Source organism: Streptomyces sp. NPDC090083 (assembly GCF_044747445.1).
Taxonomy (GTDB): Bacteria; Actinomycetota; Actinomycetes; order Streptomycetales; family Streptomycetaceae; genus Streptomyces.
This window is the reverse complement of record NZ_JBIVED010000006.1, coordinates 430,575-455,666: the sequence shown is the minus strand read 5'-3', so window position 1 is coordinate 455,666 and position 25,092 is coordinate 430,575. Positions and strand designations below refer to the sequence as shown.

Below are 25,092 nucleotides of genomic sequence, written 5' to 3'. Positions count from 1 at the left end.
CTCATGCCCCCGACCGGTGCCCTCATCCCGGCCGACGCACCGTTCTCCGCCCAACAGGAGTCCTGGCTCGCCGGGTTCATCGCCGGTGTCGCCGCCGCCGGACGCCGTGCGCACACGGCCGCCGACGCGCCCACGGCCACGGTCGACGTCCTGTTCGGCACCCAGACCGGCAACGCGGAGTTCCTCGCCGACGAGCTGGTGGCGGCGGCCCGGACCCACGGCCTGACCGGCAGGGCGAGCGCGCTCGACGCCGTGACCCCCGACCGGCTCGCCACGATGACCCACGTGCTGGTGGTCACCTCCACCTACGGCGAAGGCGAACTCCCCGACAACGCGGGCCTGTTCTGGGAAGCCCTCCAGTCCGACACCGCACCCCGGCTCGACGGCGTGCGCTACGCCGTCCTCGGCCTCGGCGACCGCGGCTACGACGACTTCTGCCAGGCCGCGAAACTCATCGACACCCGCCTCGAACAACTCGGCGCGGCCCGCCTCCACGAACGCGTGGACTGCGACGTCGACTTCGAGGACCCGGCGGCGGAATGGACGCAGGCGGTACTGGGCCGGCTGGCGGCGGAGACAGGCGCGACCGGAGACCGGGCCGCACCCGCCCCGAGCCCGACACCGGCACCGGCCCGCTCCCCCTGGAACAGGCGCACCCCCTACCGTTCCCGCCTCGCGGTGAACCGGCTGCTGTCCGCCCCGCACAGCGCGAAGGAGATCCGCCACTACGAGTTCGACCTCGGCGACAGCGGCATCACCTACCGGGCGGGGGACGCGCTGGCCGTCGTACCGAGGAACGACGACGGCCTGGTGGCCGCCCTGCTGGACCACTTCGGCGCGGCCGGAGACGAGGAGACGGCCGAACTCCTGCGCACGGAGCGCGAGATACGCACCCCGTCGAAGGAGCTGATCGCCGACCTGGTGGAGCGCGCGCCGTCCGGCGAACTGGCGACGGTCATGGCGCAGGGCGACCGCTCGGACCTGGACTCCTGGCTCCGGGGCCGGGACATCCTGGACCTCCTCCGGGCCACCGACCGCTCCGCGGCCCCCTCGCTGCCCGAACTCCTGCCCCTGCTGCGGCCGTTGCAGGCCCGCCAGTACTCGATCTCGTCGAGCCCGCTGGCCCACCCGGACCGCGTCCACCTCACGGTCGCGTCGGTGCGGTACGGCAGGCACCTGGGCGTGGCGTCGACGTACCTCGCGGACCGGACGGGCGCCGAGGGGACGACCGTCGGCATCTACGTCCAGCCCAACGCCTCCTTCGGCGTCCCGGCGGACGACGACGCCCCGATGGTCATGATCGGCCCCGGCACCGGCATCGCGCCGTTCCGCGGCTTCCTCCACGAGCGCGCCGCACGAGGCGCCTCCGGCCGCAACTGGCTCTTCTTCGGCGACCGCCACCGCGCGACCGACTTCGTCTACGAGGACGAGCTGACCGAGCTGCGCCGGCGCGGCGTCCTGACCGAACTCGACCTCGCCTTCTCCCGCGACCAGGCCGAGAAGGTCTACGTGCAGACCCGGATGCGGGAGCGCGCACGGGAGTTGTACGGCTGGCTGGAGGACGGCGCGCACGTCTACGTCTGCGGTGACGCCTCCCGGATGGCGAAGGACGTGGAGGCGGCACTGCTGGGTGTCGTGGCGGAACAACGCGGACGCGGTGACGACGACGCGGCGGAGTACCTGGCCGGTCTGCGCCGCTCCAAGCGCTACGTACGGGACGTGTACTGACGATGACGGAGCACGACGACCCGTACCGGCCCTGCGCGTTCGAGGGGTGCTGCGGACGACGGGGCGGCGGAGGCGGCAGCGTGCGGCTGATCGACGCGCGGATGCCGGGGCTGGCGCGCTGCCTCACCCTCTTCCAGTACGTGCAGGCCGTGACGGGCGGCCCGGTCGCGCGCATCGACCAGGCGGGCAGCTACGCCGAACCGACCCTGCTCGGCGGGGCGTTCGCCGTCCGTCCGGGTGCCATCGCGCTGCGGATCGACGCCGCGGGCATCGACACGGCGGTGGTCGCCCGGGACGACGACACGGGCTCGGTCGCGCTGCGGCTGCTCGACGCGGGCGGCCGTACCGTGCACCAGGGCCGGCTGCTGTCCGAGGGCGACCGGCTGCTGGCGGGCCTGGCGCCCACGGTCCACGCGGGAGCGCGGCCCGCCGCACAGGCGCCACCGCCACCGCCGTCCCCCGAGGTCCCGCCGTGGCAGGACGGCGACCAACTCGCCCAACTGGACGCCGTGTTGGCGGACGGAGGCGTGTCCCGCAGATCGTCGTTCCACCGCTACGGCGGTGTGCACCGCCCGGTCGAGGTCGACGTGATCGCGTCCGTCCTCGACCACGTCTGTTCGATCGGACTGCCCATCGGCGTGGGGGTGTTCGCCCCGGCGACCCTCCAGTCGTGCGCGGGCCGCGTCCATGTGACCGACCGGACCGTGGGCGGCCGGGTGTTCGCGGCGCTGGCGGACAGCTCGGTGGAGATCGACCTTGCCGCCGTCCGCGCCTGCCACCTGGTCCGCTCCACGGCGGCCCACGGGCCGACCTCGGCACTTGAACTGGACGACGGGGACGGGCGGTGCGTGGCGGTGATCACGCAGTTCGGGATGGTCGGGGAGGACGTGCACGAGGCCTGGGAGGACCTGGCGGCCTCGTTGCCGGACGCGTAGCGGGTCGGCGGCCGACCGCACCGGCGCGGAACGCACTGCCGTAGCGGCCCTCCCATGGGACGGACGGCTCTCATCGTGAGAGTGAACTTGCATAAAGAGATCCGACCCCCTACCTTCGTGAGAGTCAGCTCTCAGTACGCGAGAACACGAGTACAAGCGACAAGGACCTCACCATGACCACGCCCGCCCCCGCCGCCTCCGCCGCCGCCTCGAATCCGGCCCCCACCCGCACCGTCACCCTCCCCGGCGGACTCCCGGTCACCGTCCAGGAGTTCGGCGAGAACACCGAGGGCACCGGCGTCCTGGTGCTGCACGGCGGCGCCGGCCCGCGCACGGTGGCCGGCCTCTCCGCGGCCCTGTCCGAGCACGTCCACGTCGTGACGCCGACCCACCCCGGATTCGACGGCACGCCCCGCCCGGGCCACTTCGACTCGGTCGCCGACCTGGCCGTCGCCTACCTGGACCTCCTCGACGCGCTGGACATCAAGGACGTCATGGTGATCGGCAACTCGGTCGGCGGCTGGATCGCGGCGGAGATGGCCCTCCGCGACAACAAGGGCCGCATCGGCGCCCTGACCCTCCTGAACGCGGTCGGCATCCACGCCCACATGGTCGAGAACCGCGTCGTCGACCCGCGCACCATGGCCCCGGCCGACATCAGCCAACTCTCCTTCGCCAAGCCGGAGTTCCGCCCCGACTTCGCCTCCTTCACGGACGCCCAGCGCGCCGCGGGCGCCGCCAACCAGCAGACCCTCTCGGTCTACGGCGGCGAGCACTTCACCTTCGACCCGAAGCTCCGCGGTCGGCTCCACCGCGTGACCGTCCCCGTCCTGGTCGTCTGGGGCGAGGAAGACGGCATAGCCCCCCTCAAGTACGGCCGCGGCTACGCCGACGCCTTCCCCGACGGCCACTTCGTCCCCGTCCCGGACGCGGCCCACTTCCCCCAGATCGAGGCGCTGGGCGCGACACTGGGAGCGATCGCCGACTTCGTGGACACGGTGGTGAAGCCGGGGTCGGAGGACTGACCCCGCTGCCGCCCGCGGACAGGGCCCGGACGGGCGACCGTCTCACCGGAACGCCTCGACATGGCGCTCGGCCCACTCCGCGAAGGTGCGCGGCGCCCGCCCCAGGACCCGTTCCACGTCCGGGCTGACGCGGAGTTCGGCCGGGGTCGGGGCGCCGAGGATGGCGAGGGTGTCCTCGGCCAGTTCGGGGGGCATGGCCTGGGACATGGCCGACTTGGCCTCGGCCCGGGTGAGGTCGTGGAAGTGGACCGGGGCACCGAGGGCGGTGGCGATGGCCTCGGTCTGGGCGCGGGGGGTGATGACCTCCGGGCCGGTCAACTCGTAGGTCCTGCCGGTGTGCTGGTCGGTCATGAGGCCGGCCGCCGCCACCTCGGCTATGTCCGTGGGGTCGATGACCGGTACGCCCACGTCGCCGAAGGGTGCCGCCACGACCCGTCGGGCGCGGACGGACTCGGACCACCACAGGGCGTTGGAGGCGAAGCCGCCGGGGCGGAGGACGGTCCACTCCAGGCCGGAGTCCCGCAGCACGTCCTCCAGGCCTCGCATGGCCACGCGGGTCGCGCCGAAGGGCCTGGTCGAGACGCCCTGGGTGGAGAGGAGGACGACACGGCGGACTCCGGCCGCGTCGGCGGCGCGGATGATGTCGGCGGGGCGGGACCCGGGAGCGTGCAGATCGCCGGAGAGCAGGAGGAACAGCGCCTTCGCTCCGGCCAACGCGGGTGCGAGGCCGGCCGGTCGGGCCAGGTCGGCGACCACATGGCGGGCGCCGTCCGGCACCGTCGCCGGATGCCTGGACACCGCCGTCACCTCCTGGCCCGCCGCCACCAACGCCCTTGTCAACGGCCTGCCGATGTTGCCGGTGGCCCCGGTCACCACGATCATGTTCAGCTCCTCGTCGTCCGTACGTCCGTGGACCTCACGCTAGGAGCTGGACTAACTTTCGGTAAGGACATACCCCGAGGTAAGCTCCTCACATGACGGAAGGCTTGCAGCGCAGGCGGGTCGAGCCCGGGGCGCGCTATGAGGTGTTTCACACCGACTGCCTCGCGCGGGACGTGGTCGACCACGTCACCAGCCGGTGGGGGATCTGGGTCCTGATCTCCCTGCGCCGCACCAGCCTCCGGTTCTTCGAACTGCGCGAGAGCATCCAGGGGATCAGCGAGAAGATGCTCGCCCAGACCCTGCGCGCGCTGCTCGAAGACGGACTGGTCTGGCGCGAGGTCGAGCCGACCACCCCGCCCCAAGTCACCTACGGGCTGACCGAGTTCGGGCGCGATGTCGGCGAGCCGCTGTCGGAGCTGTTCGACCGGATCACGCAACGGCTGTCGGAGCGGGACGCGGAGCGGTGACCCGGGGGGCCGGGGGGCCGGGGGGCCGGCCACATTACCGAAACGTAACCTACCGACGGGTATCACGAGTAACTTACCGGTAGGTAAGTTCGAGACGAACCACTTCCCCAGCGGCGCCGGCGCATCCGTGGGACGCGGATGCGCCGGCGTGCCGCCGCTTCCTGCCGGCCGCTTCACAGGAGGTTCGTCATGCCCACCCCACCTGTCATGACCACTACAGCCACACCACCTGCCGGATCCGCACGCCAACGGCGCCTGCTCAGCGCCTCGTTGACCATCGCCGTCTGCCTCACCGCCCAGGCCGTCGCTCTCACGACCGCCACCGCGGCCACCGCCTCGGCCGAGGTCGTGTCCCGGGGCGTCACCATCCCCGAGTTCTACAACCCGCCCGCGACCCTCCCCGCCGCCGACGGCGCCCTCGTCCGCAGCGAGCCGCTCCCCCTCGCACTGAGCCTGCCGGGACTCGACGGCTCCACCCTCCCCGGCACCGCGACCCGCCTGATGTACAAGTCCACGGACTCGAACGGGCAGCCCGTCGCCGTCACCGGCGCCTACATCGAGCCGTCCGCCGACTGGTCCGGCAGCGGCCCGCGCCCCCTCGTCGCGGTCGCCCCGGGCACCCTGGGACAGGGCGACCAGTGCTCCGCGTCGATGGGACTCGAACACCCGCTGTCCCTCACCAGCCAGACCGTGACCGTGGGGTACGAGGATCTGGCGATCTACCGGCTCCTCGCCAAGGGCGTCGCCGTCGTCGTCACCGACTACGTCGGCCTGGGCGCCACCGACCGGCTGCACACGTACGTCAACCGGATCGACGAGGCGCACGCGGTGCTGGACGCGGTGCGTGCCGCGCGTGCGGTCGGCGGGGCCTCGGTCACCGCCCATTCCCCGGTCGGGCTCTACGGCTACAGCCAGGGCGGCGGGGCGACCGCCGCCGCCGCCGAAGTCCAGTCGTCCTACGCCCCCGACGTCACCCTCTCCGGGACCTACGCCGGTGCCCCGCCCGCCGATCTGACCTCCGTCACCCGGGCCATCGACGGCAGCGAGCTCTCGGGCGCGCTCGGCTGGTCGCTCAACGGGTTCCTCCAGTCGGACCCGGCCCTGAAGCCGCTCGCCGAGGCGCATCTCAACGACGCGGGCAAGGCCGCGCTCAGCGATCTGTCGACCATGTGCGTCGGTGACGCGCTGTTCGGCTACGCCTACAAGAAGAGCACCAGTTGGACCACCGACGGGGAGTCCCTCAGCGAGATCATCGCCTCGACTCCCGCCCTCCAGAGCTTCCTTGACAGTCAGCGCATCGGCACGATGAAACCGTCGGGGCCGGTCCGCCTCGCCACCGGCGTCAGCGACAACCTCGTCCCGCACGCCCAGGCCCGCCAACTCGCCCTCGACTGGTGCGCGAAGGGCGCCGACGTCACGTACAAGCCCATCGTCCTGCCCAGTGTCGGCAGCGCGCTCCTCAATCACTTCGCGCCGCTGCTCACCGACCAGGGCGACGCCATCTCCTGGCTCGCCGACCGCCTCGCCGGCAAGCCCACCACGTCCAACTGCTGGACCATGCCGGTCCAGCCCTGACCGCTCGGCCACCCGAGGATCGTCCTCGGCACACCGGTGTCTTCCGCTAGGTCCAGGTGACCGGGAGTTCCCGCAGTCCGTAGACGATGGCGTCCTGGTTGTGGGCGATCCGGTCGGCGGGGACGGCCAGGCGCAGGGCGGGCAGGCGGCGGAGCAGCGTGGTCAGGATGATCTGGAGTTCCACCCGGGCGAGGGTCTGGCCCAGGCACTGGTGGACGCCGTAGCCGAACGCGACATGGCGGCGGGCGTCCCGGGTGAGGTCGAAGCCGGCCTCGCGCGGGAAGAGTCGCTCGTCGCGGTTGGCCGTGGACAGCATGCAGATCACGCCTTCGCCGGCCGGGATCGTCACTTCGCCCACCCGTACGGTCTCGGTCGCGGCCCGGCCGAGACCGAGGTGGATGATCGTGAGGTGGCGCAGGAGTTCCTCCACCGCTCCGGGCATCAACTCCGGCTCGCTGCGCAGGAGTTCCGCCTGGTCGGGACGGCTGAGCAGGGCCAGCACGCTGACGGCGGTCATGTTCGCGGTCGACTCGTGCCCGGTGACCAGGAGCAGGAAGCCGAGCGACGCGGTCTCCTGGTCGGTGAGGTCGTCGCGGGCGGCGAGCCGGCTGAGGATGTCGTCACCGGGCTCGCGCCGCTTGCGCCCGGCCAACTCGGCCAGGTAGCCCATGAGTTCGGCGTGGGCCCGCTCCGCCTCCGGGCGGCCGGTGCGGTTGTCGAGAAGCGTGCGGCTGAGCGACTGGAACAGGTCGTGGTCCTCGTACGGCACCCCGAGCATCAGGCAGATGACCAGCGACGGGACCGGCAGGGCGAAGTCGGCCACCAGGTCGGCCGAGCGGCGCCCCTCGGTCATGCGGTCCACGGCCCGGTCGACGATGTCCTGGATGCCGGGGCGCAGTTCCTCGATCCGTCTGACCAGGAAGTCCTTCGTGACCATGCGGCGCAGCCGGGCGTGCTCGGGGTCGTCCATCCGGATGAAACTCGGCTTGGCGGTGGCCAGTTCGCGCTGTCCGGCGGAGAGGAACGGGAAGCCCGGGGTGCGCGCGTCCGCGCTGAAGCGGGCGTCGGCCAGTACGGCGCGGACCTCGTCGTAGCCGGTGACCAGCCAGCACGCGCTGCCGTCCGGGAGCGTGGCGCGGGAGACGGCGGCCCCGCGGGCGGCGGCGGTGTAGGCGGGTGGCGGGTCGAAGGGACAACTGCCGTACGGGGATGGGAGGTTGAGGGCGGCCAGGCTGGTGGCGGTCATGAGTGGGCGGTCTCCTCGTGGTCGACGAGTGTGAGGGCGCCGCTGGGGCACAGGTCGGCGGCGAAGCGCACCTCGTCGGCGTATCGCGCGTCCGGGTCCTGGACGCGCAGGGTGACCCGGCCGTCCGACTCGTCCTGCTCGAACACCTCGGGCGCCACGCTGACGCACTGGCCCGCGCCGCAGCAGCGGTCCCGGTCCAGCAGCACGGTGAGCGAGGGCTGCCGGTCGGCGGGCGTGCGGAGGGTGTTGAGCGTCGTGCACATGGTGGCGGTCTGGCCGGCCAGGACCAGGAGTTCGACGAGTTGCCCGGGGGTGAGGGAGCGGGCCAGGCGATCCCAGAGACCGCCGGGGACCGGGGAGTTGGCGGCCAGCAGGTCGGCCGCCTCCAGCAGGGCGCGGTCCTCCGGCTGCCAGGGATGGACGGCCAGGTCGGCGGCCGTCGCGTCGATCTCCGCGCCCGTCAGCCCGGCGTCCCCGGCCGGGACGCGGTGCCTCCCGTGGACGTAGGGAGCGTCGAGCCGGTGCGCGACCCGCAGCACGATCAGCTCGCGTCTTCGGTGGCCGAGGGTGCCCTCGTGGGTGAGGACCCTGGCGAGGGAGAGCCAGGCGTGGGCGAGGACGGGGTGGTGGGCGAGCGTGCCGAAGAGGTTCTCCCTGCCGGGGCCGTCCTGGCGCGACTCGGCGAGCAACGACCGCAGGACCGGGGGCCATTGGGCGGGCGGGAGGGGCGGGATGCGCGGGGTGCCGGTCGTGGTCATGGGGGTCTCGCCTTCTTGCGGTGCCGGAGTCCGGGGAGCGGTGGTCGTGGTGGCCGGACAGCCTCACCAGCGGCACACGACCACTCCGGCGCTCGCCCCGCTCGCGAAGCCGAACATGCCCACCAGGTCACCGGGTCGCAGGCGTCCGCTGTCGAGGGCGGCGGCGAGCTGGAGCGGGATGGTGTTGGTCGCCACGTTGCCGTGTGTGGGGAAGGTGGCCAGGACGCGGCCCGGGTCCACGCCGACCCAGTCGCAGACGACCTTGGTGAACGGCACCGACGGCTGGTGCACGCAGACGAGGTCGAGGTCGTCGCCCTGGACGCCCAACTCCCGCAGCGCGTCCCGTACTTTGCCGGGCAGCCCGTCGAAGGAGTCGCGCAGCCGGGCGGAGTCGATACGGAGATGGCCGAGGGTGCGGTGCTGCGCGTACGGGTTGGGGAGGGTCGCCGCGCGCCAGCCCCAGGAGTTGGCGAAGAACCGGGAGCCGAGGATGCCGGGCCGGTCACCCGCCTCCACCAGCAGCGCCGAGCCCATGTCGCCGGTGCTGAGGCTGGGCAGCGCGGTCGGCAGCTCGGCGGGGTCGTCCAGTTGCCAGCGGCTCTGCCGGGTGCTGACCTCGGCGGTGGTCACCAGCACCCGCCGGTACCGGCCGCCGCGGATGAGCGCGTCGGCGACCTCCAGCGCGTTGAGGACGCCGTTGCACGCGTTCTTCAGGTCGAACACCGGGCAGCCCAGGCCGAGTTTGTCGGCGACGACATGGGCGGTGGCCGGCTCCTCCATGTCGGCGAGGATCCCGGCGTAGAGCAGCAGGTCGACGGCGCCCGGTTCGGTGCCGGTGTCCGCGAGCAGGCGGCGGGCCGCGTGCGCGGCCAGGTCGGAGGGCTGCTCCAGGTCGTCGGCCACGGTGCGCTCCTCCAGCCCGTACATGCGCTGGAGGACGCCCCGGGAGAGCGGTACGCCGGGGCTGGCCGCGCTGAATCGGTCCTCCACCGCGGCCACGGTCTGGCGCCCCTCGGGGATGTGGACGGTGGCGTGGACGATCCTGCCGTGAACGGTCATGGGTCCCTCCTCGATGGTGGTCGTCGGTCCTGCTGTCGGCCCCCGGCGATCAGGTCTCGTCGATCGGTCCTCGTCGATCGGTCCTCGTCGATCGGTCCTCGGTGATCAGTCCTCGGCGGTGAAGACGAGCACCACGTTGTGTCCGCCGAAGCCGAAGGAGTGGCTGGCGGCGGCCCGGACGCGCTGGGCCCGGGGGCGGCCCGTGACGCAGTCCAGGTCGAAGGGGAGGGTGTCCGGGGTGAGGTTGGCGATCGGCGGGACCGTGGCGCGGTGCACGGTCAGGGCGGTCAGCGCCGCCTCGATCGCGCCCGCCGCGCCGAGGCTGTGTCCCAGAACTCCCTTGGCCGCGGTGACACTTGGCCGGTGCGGCAGCACCCGCTCGATCAACTCCGCCTCGGTCAGGTCGTTGAGCGGTGTCGAGGTCCCGTGCGCGTTGACGTGATCGACGTCCCCGGGCCCGAGCCCCGCCTCGGCGAGCGCCGCGCGCAGCGCCGCCTCGGCGTGAACTCCGCCCGGTGCGGGGGCCGTCGGGTGATGGGCGTCGGACGTCTGACCGGCGCCGGCGAGACGGGCGTAGCGCCGCTGTCCACGGGCGCGGGCGTCCGCCTCGCGCTCCAGGACGAGGATCGCGGCGCCCTCGGAGACGACGAACCCGTCCCGGTCCGCCGCGAAGGGCCGTGAGGCGGTCTCGGGGTCGTCCACGCGGGACGACAGCGCCCCCATCCGCTGGAAGCCGGAGGTGATCACGGGCGTGACGGCCGCCTCCGTACCGCCCGCCACCGCGATGTCGCACAGCCCGGCCAGCAGCAGCCCCCGCGCCACGGCCAGGGCGCTCGCGCCGGAGGCACACGCGCTCTCGGTCGCGAGGGACGGACCACGGGCGCCGAGGTCCAACAGCACTTCCCCGGCTGCCATGTTGGAGATCAGCATGGGCACCAGGGCGGGCGACACCAGCTCGGGTCCGCCCTGGTGGTGGCGGAGGGTCTGGTCCTCCAGGTGCGCGGCTCCGGCGAGCCCCGAACCGATCACCACGGCGACCCGCGCGCCGTCCCACCCGGCCGGGTCGAGCCCGGCGTCGGCGACGGCCTCGCGCGCCGCGAGCACGGCGAGCTGGCTGAACCGGCCCATGCGCCACGCCTTGCCGCCGCCGATCCGTGCCTGCTCCGGGGTCATCAGCGGGATACGGCACGACAAGTCGACGGCGCAGCCCTTGAGTTCGGGGTCCGTGGCGGCGGTCGACCGGCCGCTCAGGACCCCCTGCCAGGTCTCCTCGCGGCCGACCCCGGCCGGGGTGATGAGCCCCAGGCCGGTGACGGAGACGGCGGTGCGGGAGGTCCGCATCACGCGCGCTTGGCGTTCAGCGTGGCGACCAGCTCGCCCACGGTGCTGTGCCGGGCGGCCTCGTCCTCCGCGACCGGGACCCCCAGCGTCTCCTGGAGCGCCAGGGCGAGTTCGGCGAGCGCGAGCGAGTCCAGGTGGAGGCTCTCCAGCGTGGCCTCGGGACGGATGTGCTCGGGGCTGACCTCGAACTTCTCGGTGAGTACGGCGGTCACGGCGGTCTGGACGGGGGACATGGGGTTCCTTTCGGCGAGTGGGACCGGCGGGCGGACGGGTGAACGGTCGGACGAACGGGCGGAGGAGTGGACGGGTGAACGGGCGGACGAACGGACAGCGGAACAAGGTCGTCCGACCTGTTTCGCGCGTAGCCGGCACCGGGTACCGGGGAGCGGCGGCACGCCCCGGTACCGGCAGGGCTTCGAGCGGTGTCTCAGGCGGTCGAGGCCGTCGACGCGGCGGGCTGATCGAGATCGTCGATCCGGGGCACCGCCGGCAGCTCCGGCCAGACCAGGGCCGCCGAGCCCCAGGTGAGTCCGGCACCGAAGGCGGTGAGCAACACCCGCTCGCCGGGCCGGAGTTCACCTCGCGACCGGGCGTCGGCGAGGGCCAGCGGGATGGAGGCGGCGCCGGTGTTGCCGACCCGCTCGATGTTGGTGACATGCCGTTCGCCGGGGACCGGGATGCGGTCGCCGACGGCGGACAGGATCCGGGCGTTCGCCTGATGGGCGCAGAACCGGTCCACGTCACCGGCCGCCCAGCCCGCGCGCTTGAGCACGGCCTGGGCGGACTGGGTCATACGCGTCACCGCGTGCTGGAACACCTCGCGTCCCCGCATGCGGAAGTGGCGGTCGTCCGGGCCGTAGTCACCCGGGCGGGAGCGTTCCAGCGCGCCGCCGCCGGGCACCTGGATCAGGTCGTCGCCCGAACCGTCGCCGCCGAGGTCGAGGGCGAGGACGGCGCCGGGTTCGTCCCGCTCGCCGCGCCGCAGGACGACCGCCCCGGCGCCGTCCCCGAAGAGGATTCCGGTGGAACGGTCCCGCGGGTCGAGCAGCGTCGAGTACACCTCGGCCGAGACCAGCAGCACACGGTCGGCGCATCCCGAGGTCAGGGCGCCGACGGCGGCGGCGAGGCCGTAGACGAAACCGCTGCACGCGGCGGACACGTCCCAGGCGGCGATCTCGCCGAGGCCGAGGCGGGTGGCGAGGCGGGGGGCCATGGCGGGCATCGGGCGGTCGGGGGTGGAGGTGGTGACGATCACGGCGTCGACCAGCGGGCCGCCGGCGACGGCGAGGGCGCGCGCGGCGGCCGTCAGGGCGAGGTCGCCGGTGGTGACGCCGGGGGCGGCGCGGCGGCGTTCGCCGATGCCCGTGCGCCTGCGGACCCAGGCGTCGTCCACGTCCCACGCGGCGGGCAGGGCGTCGTTCGACACCGTGTCCGGCGGGACGAAACCGGCGAGGCCCTCAAGGACGGCCGTCTGTGGCGTCCTCAAGAGCGGGGCTGCGCTGGGCAGTCGGAAGGTCACACACGCCTCGATGGGAAGTGATCTTGGACGAGCGGGACGACTGTAATTCGGATCACGAGGGGGGCGTGGGCGTGACGCGACGCGAATACGTGCGCAGTTTCGCTCGCTCGTCCGTAAAACCCCAGCTCAGCGACCGGAGTGAGGAAACGTTACGTCTGTTATGTCGTCCCGATATCACCCGAAAGAGGACGGTGTGGGCGTCCGTTCGGCACACAACCGCCCACCGGGTCACGCCAGTTCGCGGCGCCGGGCGTTCGGCGGACCGGCGTCGGCGCGGCGCGGTGCGGAGGCCACCTGCGTCCCCTGGGTCGGCTCCGGGCTCAACAGAGTTGCCACGTGCGGGAGTTGCCCCGGATCGGGCACGGGACCGGCCGGGGCACGGACCGGGTTGCCGCCTGAGGCGTACGGCGGAGGCGTACCGGCGGACGTTCCGGGAGGGTCCGCGGTCCTGGAGACGTGCCTGTTGAAGAATGGGGCCATGAGCATCGTCAAGATCAACGTACTGACCGTCCCCGAGGAGCAGCGCGAGACGCTGGAGAAGCGGTTCGCGAACCGGGCCGGGACGGTGGACGGCTCGGACGGCTTCGAGTGGTTCGAACTTCTCCGCCCCGTCGAGGGCACCGACACCTACCTCGTCTACACGCGCTGGCGCGCCGAGGAGGACTTCCAGAACTGGATGTCCGGCATGGGCCGCGCCGCCCACCGGGGCGCGGCCCAGGAAGGCGGCACCCCGGGTTCGGATCAGGGTTCCGCTGAGGGTTCCCCGGGTTCTCCGCAGGGTGAGCGGCCCCGGCCCGCCGCGACGGACGCGACGCTGTGGACGTTCGAGGTGGTGCAGCAGGCGGGGCCCAGGGAGAGCTGAGAACGGCGGGCGGCCCGGCTCCCGCCGCTCCGGCGCCCTCGCGCGAAGCCCCGCTACGACGGCTCGCGCGCGGCCGGTCCCAGCTCCCGCAGGACGCGCGCCAGGTCGTCCGGTGCAGCGGCGAGCCGCACCGGCCGCCCCCCGTCGTCGAGTTCGGCGATGTGCCAGTCGCCGGGGACGGTGTCGCCGTCGCCGCCGCGGACGCGTCGTACCGTGCGGACGGTGAGGCGTTCCAGGGGGATGCGGCGGGCCGCGAAACGGCCGGGGCCCGGGGTCACCGCGGGCGGGCCGTCGCCGAGGGCGATGTGGGTGCCGAAGCCGTGCGGGTTGTAGTCGGTGTGGTCCAGGAAGCGGGCGCGGAGGAAGACCTCGCCGGACGGGTCCGGCAAGTCCGTTTCCGCGCCCGGGACTTCGGGCTGCCGGGGCGGCCGGACCGTCGTCGCCCGCCAGGCCCGGGCGAGGAGTGCCAGGGTCCCGAGGGTGCCCGCCGTCGCCCATCCGATCGTCGCCGCCGAGGCGAACGGGGTCGTCGGGTGGAGGTAGCACAGCGGGACCAGCCACGCGGCCGTGCCGGCGAGGGCGAACGCGAACGGCAGGGCGGACGGGAGGACTTCGTCGTCGGGGAGGCGGCGGTTGCGCAGGGCGAGCAGGAGCAGGGCGGCGGGGTGGCCGGCGGCGAGAGCGGCGAGGGACGCGACCGCGGCCACGTCTCCGGCAGTCCCGACGTGGTCGTGCCACACGCAGCGGGTGCCGCTGATCGTTCTCACCTCGCCGCGCCAGAAGGTGAGGCGGACCCTGTCACCGGCTCGGAAGCCGTCGGCGGCCTCGACCGGGACCGCGAGGCGCTCGAAGGGCCGGCTGCCGGCGAAGTACACCCAGCTGGTCTTCCTGGGCGTGTTGGGGTCGGTGCGGGCGATCACGGCCGTGGTGCCGGTCAGGCATGCGCGGCGCTCCGCGGCGGGTGTCGCGGCGGTGCACGGCCCGGCCGTCTCCCAGGCCCGCTGGTTCGCCGCCGCGGCGGGCACGAACGCCGCCGCCACGCCCGCGCACACCAGGAGCGCCACGCACCACGCGAGCGCCCCCAGGGGGAAGCGCCCCGCGCTGTGGTCCGTGATGACGGGCACGCGGGACGACTCCGGGACGTCGGTTCCGTAGCGCTGGTGAAGGGCTCGCAGGGCCGTCAACTCGTCGTCGAAACGGGCGAGTCCGGGGACGTGGCCGACCGGGCGGGGCAGGGTCCGGCGGCGGCCGTCGCACAGCAGCACGCTGATGTGACGGCTCTGGCCACCGCGCGAACCGTGCGCGTGACGCAGCCGGATCCGGAACTCGGCGATCTCGCCCCACGGCGCGCTCCAGCGCCGTAGCGGTGTGCGGGAGCGCAGACCGTGGGCGTCGGCGTCCACCCGGGTGCCGAGGACGTGGAGCGTGATGACGGCGAGGAGCGCGAAGGCCGCGCCGCAGGACAGGGGCAGCGGGTCCGGGCCGCGGTACGCCGTCCACACCCCGGCGGCGCCCGCGCCCGCCGCGCCGATCGCGACGCAGGACCACAGGGCGCGGCGCGCCCCGGAACGGCAGGTCACCTCTCGGGGTTCGGTCATACCGGCGACTGTGTCAGCGGGCGGGCGGCGGGCGCTTGTGCGGACCCCGGCAGTGTTCCGGCAGGCCAGGCTGCCTGCACGTGGCGTGGCGGAGCCGGGTGGGGGCGGCCCGGCTGGTCGACGACCGGGTGGATTCCTAGCCTTGCTGCCATGACCGCCCCGACCCCCGCCGCCCCTGCCGCCCCCGCCACCTCTGGCTCGCCTGCTCCCGAGTCCGGCCGTACCGTGACCGTCGCCGTCGTCCAGGCCGCCGCCCCCTTGTTCGACACGCGGGCCGCGCTGACCCGGGCCGAGGAACTCATCCGGGAGGCCGTCACCGAGCGCGGTGCGGAAGTCGTCGTCCTGCCCGAGGCCTTCCTCGGCGGCTATCCCAAGGGACTGGACTTCGGCATCACCGTCGGCAGCCGCACCCCGGCCGGCCGCGAGCTGTTCCGCCGCTACCACGCCGCCGCCGTCGACGTCCCGGGACCCGAGGTCGACACCCTGGCCGCCCTCACCCGGGAACTGGGCTGCCACGCCGTCGTCGGCGCGGTCGAACGGCAGGGCGGCACCCTGTACTGCGTGGCGCTCTTCCTCGGCCCCGACGGCTACCTGGGCCTGCACCGCAAGCTCGTGCCGACCGCCGCCGAACGCTACCTGTGGGGCCAGGGCGACGGCTCCACCCTCCCGGTCGTCGACACCGGCACCGCCCGGCTCGGCGCGGCCATCTGCTGGGAGAACTACATGCCGCTGTTGCGCACCGCCATGTACGCCAAGGGCGTCGACCTGTGGTGCGCTCCGACCGTGGACGACCGCGACGCCTGGCAGGCCACCCTGCGGCACATCGCCCTGGAGGGCCGCTGCTTCGTGCTCGGCGCGAGCCAGTACCTGCGCCGCGACGCCCTGCCCGCCGATCTCCGTCCCGTGCAGGGTGACGAACCCGACACCGTCCTGATCGGCGGCGGCTCCGTCATCGTCTCCCCGCTCGGCGAGATCCTCGCGGGCCCGCTGCGCGACGGCGAGGGCATCCTGACCGCCGTACTCGACCTCGACGACCTCGCACGCGCCCGCTTCGACTTCGACCCCGTCGGCCACTACGCACGCCCCGACGTCTTCACCCTCCATGTCGACGAGTCCGCCCGCGCCACGGTCAACACCGTCTGATGCACGACCGCTTAGTGACGGTTTGTGGCATTTGAGGGCGCCCGCCGCCGACGAGAAAAAGGGCGCGCCGGATGTTTGGATCGGCGAGAAGCGGTCAGGCGAGCCGAATGCCTGCTTCTCCCACCGCCTCCACAGGGGGCTCCGCCTCCGCCGAGACCCTCGGCTCCACCCGGCCGTCCGGCGCACCCGCCGCCGCCCCCTCGGTGGAGCGCGCTCCGGGAAAGCAACGCGACCCGTTCTTCGACAACGCCAAGTACCTGGCGATCGTGCTGGTGGCGATCGGCCACTCCTGGGAGCCGCTGCGGTCGGGCAGCCGTAGCGTCACCGCGTTGTACACGCTGGTGTACGCGGTGCACATGCCGACGTTCATCGTGATCTCCGGGTACTTCTCGCGGAGCTTCCGGGCGACACCGCCGCAGATCCGGCGGCTGCTGGGGGGAGTCGTGGTGCCGTACGTCGTCTTCGAGACGGCGTACACGCTGTACACGCGGTGGACGGACCACCAACCCGACCGCGCCATCAGCCTGTTGGACCCGCTGTATCTGACGTGGTTCCTCGCGGCGCTGTTCGTCTGGCGGCTGACCACGCCGATCTGGAAGCACGTGCGGCAGCCGCTGCCGGTGGCCCTGGTCATCGCGATGCTGGCGACGCTCTCGCCCTCCATCGGCAACGACCTCGATCTGCAGCGGGTGTTGCAGTTCCTGCCGTACTTCGTGCTCGGGCTCTGTCTGAAGCCGGAGCACTTCCAGCTCGTACGGCGGCCCGAGGTACGGCAGTTGGCGGTGCCCGTGGTCCTCGTCGCGCTCGCGGTGGCGTACTGGTCGGTGCCGCGCTTCGACTACTCCTGGTTCTTCCACAACGCGAGCGCCGAGCAACTCGGCGCGCCCGCCTGGGAAGGGCCGCTGATGACGCTGGCCCTGTTCGCCTGCTCGATGCTCCTCGTCGCCTGCTTCCTGGCCTGGGTGCCGCGCCGCCGCACCTGGTTCACCGCGCTGGGCGCGGGCACGCTCTACGGCTATCTCCTGCACGGGTTCCTCGCCCAGGGCGCCAAGTCCTGGGGCTGGTACGACCCTTCGTGGATGCGCGGCCCGCTCGGCGAGATCACCGTGACCGTGGTCGCCGCGGTCGTCGTGACCGCGCTGTGCACCGCGCCGGTGCGGCGGGTGTTCCGGGGCGTGATGGAACCGGAGTTGCGGTGGGCGTTCCGCCGTGACGCGGCCGAACTGGCCCGCACCCCTTAGCGAGGGACACCGGGCCCGCGCCACGCTGACCTGCGCGGACAATCGGAGCCCGCCCGGGGATGCCCCGGGATGCCTCCGCAACAACTCCTTTCCCCACTGTCACAGGCATGTCATACGCTGCTCACAGCAGCCGCGCCCCGCGCGTCACCGCGTCTCTCATCCGCGGTCACGTCCGGGTGCTGCGCGGCGCTCTCAACTCCCGGTCCCCGGACCGGTTTTCCTTGTGGGGGGAACAGCACGTGCGGATGCGCAGCATCTCGACCGCGACAGCGCTCGCGGTCCTTCTCGGTTCGGCGGCGCTCAGCGTCGTGGCGACGGGTACGGCCTCGGCGACGACCGCAGGCGTCACCACTCCCGGCGGGCTCGTCGTGGACGGCGCCCTCAAGCGGGTGTTCGTCGGCGACAGTGCGAGCGGCTGGGTCCTGGGCACCGACTACACGGGCAACGTCGTCGCCTCGGTGAGCGGCATCAGCGGGGTCAGCGCCCTGACCGTGTCCGACGACGGGACCACCGTGTACGCGGCGGCCCAGGGCACGCACGAGATCGTGGCGCTCGACGCGACCACCCTGAACGTGAAGGCCCGCTACCCGGTCACCACCACCAAGGGCCCGCGCCATCTCGCCTTCTCCGCGGGCAAGGTGTGGTTCACCTACGGCGACCAGTGGGGCGGCAACCTCGGTTCGGTCGACCCGGCGACGGACCCGGCGAGCGGCACCGACCCGGTCACGCTCGGACTGCTGCCGGAGGGCGTCTCGATCTACGACCCGGGCTTCCTCGACACCGCCGCGTCCCGGCCGGGCGTGCTGGCCGTCGGCGAGACCGGCATCTCCACCGACTCGATGGCCGTCCTGGACGTCTCGGGCGCCACCCCGCAGAAGATCGCCTACTACAACGGCGACTACACGCTCAACAGCGGCATCTGGGACATCGACCTGGTGCCCGGCGCCGACGAGGTGCTGGTCAACGGCTCGGTGCGGGACGCCTACGCGGGCGGCACGTTCACGCAGGCCGGCACCTACCCGGGCGGGACGCCCGCCGACATCGCCCCGGACGGGACGGTCGCGACGGCGAGCGGCACCTCGATCACGACGTACAGGCCGAACGCCACGAAGCCGATCCGCACGTACGGCGTCGGCTCGTACGGCACGGCCGCCCTGGCCTGGGCCCCGGACAACTCGCGGATCTTCGCGCTCGTCGGGAAGTCCGGCGGCGGCTACACGCTCAAGGCGCTGACCGACCCGGAGAAGAACGTGCCGACCCTCACGGTCAGCGCCCCCTCCTCCGCCGCCCGCGCCAAGAAGCTCACCGTCACCGGCAAGCTCTCGGCGACGGTGGCGCTGCCCGCCGGAGTGAAGCTCCAGGTCACGCGCACCGACCTGGAGTCCACGAAGGGCAAGGCGCTGCCCACCGTCACGGTGAAGGCGAACGGCACCTACTCCTTCACGGACACCCCGCCGGTCGGCGGCACCGTCACGTACAAGGTGAGCTACGCGGGCGACGCCGGGCACGCGGCGGTCAGCGCCTCCGACAAGGTCGCCGTCTCCCGCGCGGCCACGACCCTGAGCCTGAACAACAACGGCAAGGTGTACGGCTACGGCACCGACGTGAAGTTCACCGCGCACCTCGGCACGACCTACAAGAACCGCACGGTCGCGATCTACGCGGACCCCTTCGGCGCCGACAAGCCGAAGAAGCTGGTCAAGACCGGCAAGGTCAACTCCAGCGGCAACCTCACGGTGACCGTGGACATGGCCCGCGACACCGCCGTCTCCGCGGTCTTCGCCGGTGACGCCCGCTACGCGTCCAAGACCGTGAAGGTCACGGCGTACGCCAAGGTCAAGGTGTCGAACGCGATCAGCAGGCACTACAAGACGGCGAAGATCGGCTCGACGTCGTACTACTGGTTCCACAAGAACTCGGCGCCGGTCGTCACGACGACGATGACGTACTACAAGAACCGCGAGGAGCGGCTCGACCTGCAGGTCTACTACAACGGCAGGTGGTACGACTCCGACTCGGAGTACTTCGCCCTGGGCACCAACGGCAAGGTCGCCGTGGACCTCGGCGCCCCCGGCCAGTCCGGCATCAAGGCACGCGTCCGGTCCGCGTACATCAACGGTTCGTCCGGGGACACGGTCAACTCGACGACGTACACCGGGTGGAAGTACCTGTACTTCTCCAACTGACCGTCAGGTCCTGCTCCGACTGGCCGTCCGTTACTGCTTCAGCCGGGCGTCGGGCATTTCTCCCGGCGGGCGTCAGGCGTAGGGCAGCCCGGTCATGAGCTGCCCGTACGCCCGCTCCGCGGCCGTCACGGCATCGGCGTACGCCTCGTCGGCGGTACGCCCTGCCGTGATCGTCCGCCAGTTCTCCTGCCCCAACTCCTGCTGTACGGCGATCAGATGGGTCGCGGCCAGGTGTCTCACGACGGGCGGGGTGCCGCCGGGGTCGTGCGGATCGGCCGGGAGGGCGTCGGCGAGCGCGTCGACGTCCTCGCTGGTGTAGCGCAGACGCATGCCGATGCGGAGGCTGGGCGTGCGGTAGATGAGGTCCTGGAAGGAGAGGATCTCGGGGTGGTCGTTCAGACCCGTGATCGGGTCGCGGGCGGCGAGGCCGGCCAGGAAGTGGTCGCGCAGGGCGGCCGTCGGGGTCACACCGGCGGGGCGCGCCCGCACCACCCGGGCCGCTTCCCCGAGATGGTCGGCGAAGCGGTGCAGGACCAGGTCCTCCTTGGTCGGGAAGTACCGGAACAGCGTGGCCTTGGAGACCTCCGCCGCGGCCGCGACCTCGACCACGGACACCTCGTCGAAGCCCTGCGCACGGAAGAGGCGCAGGGCTTCCTGTGCGATGAGGCTCCGCGTGCGTTCCTTCTTCCGCTCGCGCAGGCCTGCGGGTTCGTCCATGCCGGGCAGTCTACACGAGCGATGAGGCTCGGACTCGAATGATACCGGAGAACTTTTGATACAGGAAAACTTTTAAGACCGAGAAACTTCTGAGACCTGGTTGCATTTTCTCGTCGGTCGATGTTCCATGGAGAACACGACGACGAGAGGGGGCCGCCATGACCGACGGCGTTGCACGGGACGAGGGTGTGCTGATCGTGGGCGCCGGGCCGACCGGGCTCACGCTCGCCATCGAGCTGGCCCGGCGCGGTGCGGGGGTGCGGATCGTGGACGCGGCGCCGGTCCCGCACCGGGAGTCCCGGAGCAAGGGGCTGCAGCCGCGCACGCTGGAGGTCCTGGAGGACATCGGCATCACCGAGCGCGTCCTCGCCGCCGGGACGACCCGGCTGCCGTTCCGCAAGTACTTCGACGGCGCGCATGTGAACGACACGGACCCCTTCGCCGAAGCCCGCCCCACACCGGACGCGCCGTACGAGCGGGGGGTCCTCATCGGGCAGTGGCAGGTGGAGCGGCTCCTGCGCGAGCGGCTCGCGGAGTTCGGGATCGCCGTCGAGTCCGACACGGAGGTCACCGGGTTCGAGCAGGACGAGGACGGAGTCACCGCGTTCCTCGCCGACGGCGGGCACATCAGGGCCGGTCACCTCGTCGGCTGTGACGGCGGGCGCAGCCGGGTGCGCAAGGCGCTCGGGGTGCGCTTCGACGGGACGACGGACGAGACGCAGTCGATGGTCGTCGGCGACGTCGAGGCCGAGGGGATCAGCCGGGACGTCTGGCACCAGTGGTTCGCGTCGGACGGGGCGGGCGTGATGCTCTGCCCGATGCCCGGCACGAACTCCTTCCAGTTCCAGTCGGGACCCGAACTCGACGCGGACGGCGAGCCGTTGCCGCCCTCGTTGGAGAGCTTCCAGCGGATCTTCGAGCGGTACGCGGGCGTGCCCGGTGTCACACTCACCGACCCGACCTGGCTCTCCGTCTGGCGGGTCAACGTCCGCATGGCCGACCGGCTGCGCGTCGGCCGGGTCCTCCTCGCCGGGGACGCGGCCCACATCCACCCGATCGCCGGCGGCCTCGGCATGAACACGGGCATCCAGGACGCCTACAACCTGGGCTGGAAACTCGCCCTCACGACCGCCGGCCGGGCCGATGCCGGACTCCTGGACACCTACGAGGAGGAGCGCCTCCCGGTGGCCGCCTGGACCCTGGGAATCAGCACCGAACTGTACGCCCGGGTGCGGGAGGCGGTCAGAGAACCCGGCACGGGCGTCGAGGCCGCGGCCCCGCCGCCGATGGGCACGGGGTACCGCTGGAGCTCCCTCGCGCGGAGTTCCCTCGCCCACGCGTCGACCTCCGACGCGTCTACCTCCGACGCATCGGCCTCCGACGCCACGACGGTCGGCGACGCCACGACGGTCAGCGCCCCGGCCGTCGGTGACCCGGCCGTCCTGCGCCCCGGCGACCGCGCCCCGGACGCCCCGTGTCTGGACATGGCGGGCGACCCGGTCCGGCTGTTCCAGGTGTACGCGGACCCGCGGTTCACACTGCTCGGTTTCGGTGCCGAAGTCGCGGGCGCGGTGGGCAAGTTGGGGGTCGAGCACGAGGGGCTGGTCCAGGCGTTCGCGATCGACGGCGGCGACCTGCGGGACCACGAGGGACACGCGCGTCGGGCGTACGGCGTGACCGGCCCGGCGCTCGTCCTGGTCCGGCCCGACAACCACATAGCCCTGCTGACCCGGGACCCGGACGAGGTGACGGACTACCTCTCTCGAATCGTGCTAATTACGCCCAAAGAGTGATACTCGGAGTATGAGCATGGCAACGTACGTAGTACTGGCCGCCTCCCACAACACGCTCGACGTGGGCGCCGCTTTTCTCGGTGGCCTGCTGATCGCAGGCGCTCTGGTCTGGGCCATCCATTTCGGCATGAAGGTCCGGGACCAGGAATCACCCCGGCCGCTCCCCGAGGAGCAGCCCCACCTCCCCGCCGGCGGGGCCGTCCGTGAGATGCGCGAGATGCGCGAACCCGACGAGATGCCCGTCGCCACGAAGGAGGGCGAGCGGCTGATGCCGTACCAGCTCCACCCCTCCGGGAGCAGAACGGGAAAGGACCAGAGCCGGTTGCGCTGGCTGCCCGGACGGAGCGGTTCCTTCGGGGGCGGCGGCATAGGCCACGTGTGACGGACCGGCTCACGGTGTGACGCACGGGCACGCGGTGTGAGGCGTCGGCTCACCGGTCGGCCGGTGGGCTCACGCCTCCGCCGCCGGGAGGGTGACCTCGAAGCGGCAGCCGCCCGAGACGTTCCGTACGGCGGCCCGGCCCTGGTGGGCCTCCACGATGCCGCGCACGATCGCGAGGCCCAGACCGGCTCCGGCCGGTGGGGTCCTGGCGTGGGTGCCGCGCCAGCCGGTGTCGAAGACGCGGGGCAGATCGTCCTCGGGGATGCCTCCGCAGCCGTCCGTGACGGAGAGCACGACCCCGTCGGCGGAGCGTTCGGCGGCGATGGCGACGGTGCCGTCGGCCGGGGTCCGGCGGATCGCGTTGACCAGCAGGTTTCCCAGGACGCGGCTCATCTCCTTGCCGTCCACCTCGACGGGCACCGGTGCGATGCGGTCGCCGACCAGCCGGACGCCCAGTTCGCGGGCGAGGGGGTCCGCGCCGGCGAGGGCGTCGCCGATCAGGTCGTAGAGGGACATGCGGGAGCGGGTGAGGGCGAGGGATCCCGCGTGGATGCGGGAGAGTTCGAAGAGGTCGCCGACCATGTCGTTGAGGCGTTCGACCTCGGTGCGGATCTGGCGGAGATAGCGGTCGGGGTCGGCGGCGACACCGTCCTCCAGGGCCTCGGACATCGCGCGCAGGCCGGCCAGCGGGGTGCGCAGGTCGTGGGAGATCCAGGCGACGAGTTCACGGCGGGACGACTCCAACGCCCTTTCGCGGTCGCGGGATTCGGTGAGCTTGGCGCTGGTGGCGGCCAGTTCGCGGCTGAGGTCGGCGAGTTCGGCGGTGGCGGGGCCGGCCGGGGCGGAGAAGTCGCCGCCGTCGCCGAAGTCACGGGCGGCGAGGGCGAGTTCACGGCTGCGGGCGACGACCCAGCGGCCGAGGAGAAGGGCGGTGAGGAGGGAGACGACGGCGGCCATCGCGACCACGGTCGTGACGACGGACAGATCGTGCGAGGAGAGGAACATGGCCTGGGCCACCGCCAGGGTCCCGGCGAGCATCGCGGTCACGGCGACGGCGGCGACCACGGCGACGGACGCGGTCAGCGAGCGCCTGCGCAGCAGCCACAGGGCACCGGCCCCGAGCACTCCGGCGGCGGCGGCCCCGAGGAAGGCGAACAGGGCGATGAGGAGGGCGTCGTACATCGGTCAGCCCTCGCCGGTCTGCTGGGGTTCGAAGCGGTAGCCGACGCCCCACACGGTCTGGATGTGGCGCGGGCGGCCGGGGTCGTCCTCGACCTTGCCGCGCAGCCGCCGTACGTGCACGGTGACGGTCGACAGGTCGCCGAAGTCCCAGCCCCACACCTCGCGCATCAGGTCCTCGCGTCCGTAGACCCGCCCCGGGTGCCGGAGGAAGAAGGTGAGGAGGTCGAACTCACGCTGGGTGAGCGAGAGTTGGACGCCGTCCTTGGTGGCGCGGCGGGCGCCGGGGTCGACCGCCAGGCCGCCGGCGCTCAGCGGGGCGGGCGAGCCGACCGGGGTGCGGGAGCGGCGCAGTACGGAGTCGACGCGCAGGACGAGTTCCCGGGGGCTGAAGGGCTTGGTGACGTAGTCGTCGGCGCCGACCTCCAGGCCCAGGATGCGGTCGTCCTCGTCGCCCCGGGCGGTGAGCATGATGACCGGGACGGGCCCGCGGACCCGCATCCGGCGGCAGACCTCCAGGCCGTCCATGCCCGGCAGCATCAGGTCGAGCACCACCAGGTCGGGCCAGTGGGCGTCGGCGCGGGCCAGGGCCTGGGGGCCGTCCTCGGCCCGTTCGACGGTGTATCCGGCGCGGTCGAGGTATCCGGAGACGACTTCGCCGACGGTCGGGTCGTCGTCGACGACCAGCACACGGGCCCCGCCGGGTCCGCCGGGCTCACCGGTGTCCTCGGCCCGCCCGGCCTTCCCGGGCCTCTCGTACGGCTGCTGCATGCTGCCAGCCTCGCACCCCGCCCGCCACCGGTGCCGCCCCGCACCGGCTCAGGACGCCGGACGTCCGCAATTCGTAAGAACCCCCGGCGCCCCGCACCGGCCTGCCCGGCCGACCGTCTGCCCGGCCGGCTACTGGCGTGCGCCCGTCCGCTCCGGGTTGTACGTCGCCAGGGCCCAGATCACGAACACGTCGACCGCGATCATGATCACCGACCAGATCGGGGCGTACGGGAGGAACATGAACTGGAGGATGCCGCTGAGGCTGGCGAGGACGATGCCGCAGACGCGGGCCCAGCTCATACCGCGGAGGATGCCCCAGCCGGTGACCGCGCCGACGGCGCCGAGGCAGACGAGGATGACGCCCCAGCCGGTGAGGTTGATGCTGTAGACGTACGAGCCGACGCGGGTGTAGACGTCGTCCTTCGCGAGGGCGGATATGCCCTGGAGGATGGCGATGACGCCGTTCATCAGCATCAGGACGCCGGCGAAGACCGCGCCGCCCATCGCGAGGCCGCCGCCGGGCGGGGGCGGGACGTGGCCCCGGGTGCCGGGGGCCTGGCCCGCGTCGTTCCAGACCGGGGGCGTCTCCTGGCCGGGGGACGTCGAGTGCGGCTGCTGCGTCGAATGCGGCTGCTGGGTCATGGCCGTGCCCCACCTCTCTGTGGTGTGTGGTGCTTCGACCATC

General features: G+C 72.6%; 23 protein-coding genes. 11 read left to right on the top strand and 12 right to left on the bottom strand.

The annotated features are described in order from the left end of the window. The first annotated feature begins 3 nt into the window (after positions 1-3). The 3 genes from ACIPTO_RS24045 to ACIPTO_RS24035 all read left to right on the top strand — a co-directional run bounded on the left by ACIPTO_RS24045 (position 4) and on the right by ACIPTO_RS24035 (position 3,688). Complete coding sequence (locus ACIPTO_RS24045) at positions 4-1,728, top strand: sulfite reductase flavoprotein subunit alpha (RefSeq protein WP_401195498.1); 1,725 nt, start codon at positions 4-6, stop codon at positions 1,726-1,728. Between the two features lie 2 nt (positions 1,729-1,730). Further along, a complete protein-coding gene (locus ACIPTO_RS24040; RefSeq protein ID WP_401195368.1) occupies positions 1,731-2,663 on the top strand; it encodes a hypothetical protein in 933 nt (310 codons plus the stop codon). Positions 2,664-2,836: 173 nt separating this feature from the next. Continuing rightward, entirely contained in the window at positions 2,837-3,688 is an 852-nt protein-coding gene (locus ACIPTO_RS24035; RefSeq protein ID WP_401195365.1) for an alpha/beta fold hydrolase, read from the top strand. Positions 3,689-3,730: 42 nt separating this feature from the next. Here ACIPTO_RS24035 and ACIPTO_RS24030 read toward each other — a convergent pair whose 3' ends face one another. Further along, complete coding sequence (locus ACIPTO_RS24030) at positions 3,731-4,570, bottom strand: SDR family oxidoreductase (RefSeq protein ID WP_401195363.1); 840 nt, start codon at positions 4,568-4,570, stop codon at positions 3,731-3,733. A gap of 92 nt (positions 4,571-4,662) precedes the next feature. Between ACIPTO_RS24030 and ACIPTO_RS24025 the strand changes: the two genes are divergently transcribed. Together ACIPTO_RS24025 and ACIPTO_RS24020 are read left to right on the top strand one after the other, a co-directional pair. Next, positions 4,663-5,037 (top strand): winged helix-turn-helix transcriptional regulator, encoded by a 375-nt coding sequence (locus tag ACIPTO_RS24025; RefSeq protein ID WP_401195360.1) that lies wholly within the window; start codon positions 4,663-4,665, stop codon positions 5,035-5,037. Positions 5,038-5,226: 189 nt separating this feature from the next. Then, positions 5,227-6,612: a lipase family protein gene (locus ACIPTO_RS24020; protein WP_401195357.1), complete on the top strand. Its 1,386-nt coding sequence runs from the start codon at positions 5,227-5,229 to the stop codon at positions 6,610-6,612. Between the two features lie 46 nt (positions 6,613-6,658). Here ACIPTO_RS24020 and ACIPTO_RS24015 read toward each other — a convergent pair whose 3' ends face one another. The 6 genes from ACIPTO_RS24015 to ACIPTO_RS23990 form a co-directional block, all read right to left on the bottom strand. Next, on the bottom strand, positions 6,659-7,858 hold the full coding sequence (locus tag ACIPTO_RS24015; protein WP_401195354.1) for a cytochrome P450: 1,200 nt from the start codon (positions 7,856-7,858) through the stop codon (positions 6,659-6,661). Further along, positions 7,855-8,616, bottom strand: coding sequence for a ferredoxin (locus tag ACIPTO_RS24010; protein WP_401195351.1), 762 nt, complete (start codon positions 8,614-8,616; stop codon positions 7,855-7,857). The genes ACIPTO_RS24015 and ACIPTO_RS24010 overlap by 4 nt, the downstream gene beginning before the upstream one ends. Before the next feature lie 63 nt (positions 8,617-8,679). Continuing rightward, a complete protein-coding gene (locus ACIPTO_RS24005) occupies positions 8,680-9,675 on the bottom strand; it encodes a 3-oxoacyl-ACP synthase III family protein (RefSeq protein WP_401195349.1) in 996 nt (331 codons plus the stop codon). Positions 9,676-9,780: 105 nt separating this feature from the next. Continuing rightward, positions 9,781-11,016, bottom strand: coding sequence for a beta-ketoacyl-[acyl-carrier-protein] synthase family protein (locus ACIPTO_RS24000; RefSeq protein ID WP_401195346.1), 1,236 nt, complete (start codon positions 11,014-11,016; stop codon positions 9,781-9,783). Then, positions 11,016-11,249 (bottom strand): phosphopantetheine-binding protein, encoded by a 234-nt coding sequence (locus tag ACIPTO_RS23995; RefSeq protein WP_366318481.1) that lies wholly within the window; start codon positions 11,247-11,249, stop codon positions 11,016-11,018. Before ACIPTO_RS23995 ends, ACIPTO_RS24000 begins: the two co-directional genes overlap by 1 nt. A 194-nt stretch (positions 11,250-11,443) precedes the next feature. Continuing rightward, complete coding sequence (locus ACIPTO_RS23990) at positions 11,444-12,535, bottom strand: beta-ketoacyl-ACP synthase 3 (protein WP_401195343.1); 1,092 nt, start codon at positions 12,533-12,535, stop codon at positions 11,444-11,446. A gap of 478 nt (positions 12,536-13,013) precedes the next feature. On the opposite strand from ACIPTO_RS23990, the gene ACIPTO_RS23985 reads away from it, so the two are divergent. Then, complete coding sequence (locus tag ACIPTO_RS23985; RefSeq protein WP_401195340.1) at positions 13,014-13,397, top strand: antibiotic biosynthesis monooxygenase family protein; 384 nt, start codon at positions 13,014-13,016, stop codon at positions 13,395-13,397. Between the two features lie 53 nt (positions 13,398-13,450). Here ACIPTO_RS23985 and ACIPTO_RS23980 read toward each other — a convergent pair whose 3' ends face one another. Further along, positions 13,451-14,995 carry a PH domain-containing protein gene (locus tag ACIPTO_RS23980; RefSeq protein WP_401195338.1) on the bottom strand — a complete coding sequence of 515 codons (1,545 nt, stop codon included), beginning with the start codon at positions 14,993-14,995 and terminating at the stop codon, positions 13,451-13,453. 150 nt (positions 14,996-15,145) lie between these two features. Between ACIPTO_RS23980 and ACIPTO_RS23975 the strand changes: the two genes are divergently transcribed. From ACIPTO_RS23975 to ACIPTO_RS23965, 3 genes are all read left to right on the top strand, one after another. Further along, positions 15,146-16,138: a nitrilase-related carbon-nitrogen hydrolase gene (locus ACIPTO_RS23975; RefSeq protein ID WP_401195335.1), complete on the top strand. Its 993-nt coding sequence runs from the start codon at positions 15,146-15,148 to the stop codon at positions 16,136-16,138. A 107-nt stretch (positions 16,139-16,245) separates the two neighbouring features. Further along, on the top strand, positions 16,246-17,379 hold the full coding sequence (locus tag ACIPTO_RS23970; protein WP_401195332.1) for an acyltransferase family protein: 1,134 nt from the start codon (positions 16,246-16,248) through the stop codon (positions 17,377-17,379). 245 nt (positions 17,380-17,624) lie between these two features. Then, positions 17,625-19,565, top strand: coding sequence for a YncE family protein (locus ACIPTO_RS23965; protein WP_401195330.1), 1,941 nt, complete (start codon positions 17,625-17,627; stop codon positions 19,563-19,565). A 72-nt stretch (positions 19,566-19,637) separates the two neighbouring features. Here ACIPTO_RS23965 and ACIPTO_RS23960 read toward each other — a convergent pair whose 3' ends face one another. Then, on the bottom strand, positions 19,638-20,282 hold the full coding sequence (locus ACIPTO_RS23960) for a TetR family transcriptional regulator (protein ID WP_366318495.1): 645 nt from the start codon (positions 20,280-20,282) through the stop codon (positions 19,638-19,640). Between the two features lie 158 nt (positions 20,283-20,440). On the opposite strand from ACIPTO_RS23960, the gene ACIPTO_RS23955 reads away from it, so the two are divergent. Continuing rightward, positions 20,441-22,075: an FAD-dependent monooxygenase gene (locus ACIPTO_RS23955; protein WP_401195327.1), complete on the top strand. Its 1,635-nt coding sequence runs from the start codon at positions 20,441-20,443 to the stop codon at positions 22,073-22,075. 10 nt (positions 22,076-22,085) lie between these two features. Next, positions 22,086-22,457, top strand: coding sequence for a DUF6479 family protein (locus ACIPTO_RS23950; RefSeq protein WP_366318499.1), 372 nt, complete (start codon positions 22,086-22,088; stop codon positions 22,455-22,457). A 69-nt stretch (positions 22,458-22,526) separates the two neighbouring features. Here the strand turns inward: ACIPTO_RS23950 and ACIPTO_RS23945 are convergent, their stop codons facing one another. The 3 genes from ACIPTO_RS23945 to ACIPTO_RS23935 all read right to left on the bottom strand — a co-directional run bounded on the left by ACIPTO_RS23945 (position 22,527) and on the right by ACIPTO_RS23935 (position 25,049). Then, positions 22,527-23,639 (bottom strand): sensor histidine kinase, encoded by a 1,113-nt coding sequence (locus tag ACIPTO_RS23945; protein ID WP_401195324.1) that lies wholly within the window; start codon positions 23,637-23,639, stop codon positions 22,527-22,529. A 3-nt stretch (positions 23,640-23,642) separates the two neighbouring features. After that, a complete protein-coding gene (locus ACIPTO_RS23940) occupies positions 23,643-24,407 on the bottom strand; it encodes a response regulator transcription factor (protein ID WP_366318503.1) in 765 nt (254 codons plus the stop codon). A gap of 129 nt (positions 24,408-24,536) precedes the next feature. Further along, complete coding sequence (locus tag ACIPTO_RS23935; protein ID WP_401195322.1) at positions 24,537-25,049, bottom strand: hypothetical protein; 513 nt, start codon at positions 25,047-25,049, stop codon at positions 24,537-24,539. Between the last annotated feature and the right edge of the window lie 43 nt (positions 25,050-25,092).

Coding starts and splice junctions, on each gene's coding strand:
- ACIPTO_RS24045 (WP_401195498.1), top strand. CDS start 4: ATGCCCCCGACCGGTGCCCTCATCCCGGCCGACGCACCGTTCTCCGCC.
- ACIPTO_RS24040 (WP_401195368.1), top strand. CDS start 1,731: ATGACGGAGCACGACGACCCGTACCGGCCCTGCGCGTTCGAGGGGTGC.
- ACIPTO_RS24035 (WP_401195365.1), top strand. CDS start 2,837: ATGACCACGCCCGCCCCCGCCGCCTCCGCCGCCGCCTCGAATCCGGCC.
- ACIPTO_RS24030 (WP_401195363.1), bottom strand. CDS start 4,570: ATGATCGTGGTGACCGGGGCCACCGGCAACATCGGCAGGCCGTTGACA.
- ACIPTO_RS24025 (WP_401195360.1), top strand. CDS start 4,663: ATGACGGAAGGCTTGCAGCGCAGGCGGGTCGAGCCCGGGGCGCGCTAT.
- ACIPTO_RS24020 (WP_401195357.1), top strand. CDS start 5,227: ATGCCCACCCCACCTGTCATGACCACTACAGCCACACCACCTGCCGGA.
- ACIPTO_RS24015 (WP_401195354.1), bottom strand. CDS start 7,858: ATGACCGCCACCAGCCTGGCCGCCCTCAACCTCCCATCCCCGTACGGC.
- ACIPTO_RS24010 (WP_401195351.1), bottom strand. CDS start 8,616: ATGACCACGACCGGCACCCCGCGCATCCCGCCCCTCCCGCCCGCCCAA.
- ACIPTO_RS24005 (WP_401195349.1), bottom strand. CDS start 9,675: ATGACCGTTCACGGCAGGATCGTCCACGCCACCGTCCACATCCCCGAG.
- ACIPTO_RS24000 (WP_401195346.1), bottom strand. CDS start 11,016: ATGCGGACCTCCCGCACCGCCGTCTCCGTCACCGGCCTGGGGCTCATC.
- ACIPTO_RS23995 (WP_366318481.1), bottom strand. CDS start 11,249: ATGTCCCCCGTCCAGACCGCCGTGACCGCCGTACTCACCGAGAAGTTC.
- ACIPTO_RS23985 (WP_401195340.1), top strand. CDS start 13,014: ATGAGCATCGTCAAGATCAACGTACTGACCGTCCCCGAGGAGCAGCGC.
- ACIPTO_RS23980 (WP_401195338.1), bottom strand. CDS start 14,995: ATGACCGAACCCCGAGAGGTGACCTGCCGTTCCGGGGCGCGCCGCGCC.
- ACIPTO_RS23975 (WP_401195335.1), top strand. CDS start 15,146: ATGACCGCCCCGACCCCCGCCGCCCCTGCCGCCCCCGCCACCTCTGGC.
- ACIPTO_RS23970 (WP_401195332.1), top strand. CDS start 16,246: ATGCCTGCTTCTCCCACCGCCTCCACAGGGGGCTCCGCCTCCGCCGAG.
- ACIPTO_RS23965 (WP_401195330.1), top strand. CDS start 17,625: ATGCGCAGCATCTCGACCGCGACAGCGCTCGCGGTCCTTCTCGGTTCG.
- ACIPTO_RS23960 (WP_366318495.1), bottom strand. CDS start 20,282: ATGGACGAACCCGCAGGCCTGCGCGAGCGGAAGAAGGAACGCACGCGG.
- ACIPTO_RS23955 (WP_401195327.1), top strand. CDS start 20,441: ATGACCGACGGCGTTGCACGGGACGAGGGTGTGCTGATCGTGGGCGCC.
- ACIPTO_RS23950 (WP_366318499.1), top strand. CDS start 22,086: ATGAGCATGGCAACGTACGTAGTACTGGCCGCCTCCCACAACACGCTC.
- ACIPTO_RS23945 (WP_401195324.1), bottom strand. CDS start 23,639: ATGTACGACGCCCTCCTCATCGCCCTGTTCGCCTTCCTCGGGGCCGCC.
- ACIPTO_RS23940 (WP_366318503.1), bottom strand. CDS start 24,407: ATGCAGCAGCCGTACGAGAGGCCCGGGAAGGCCGGGCGGGCCGAGGAC.
- ACIPTO_RS23935 (WP_401195322.1), bottom strand. CDS start 25,049: ATGACCCAGCAGCCGCATTCGACGCAGCAGCCGCACTCGACGTCCCCC.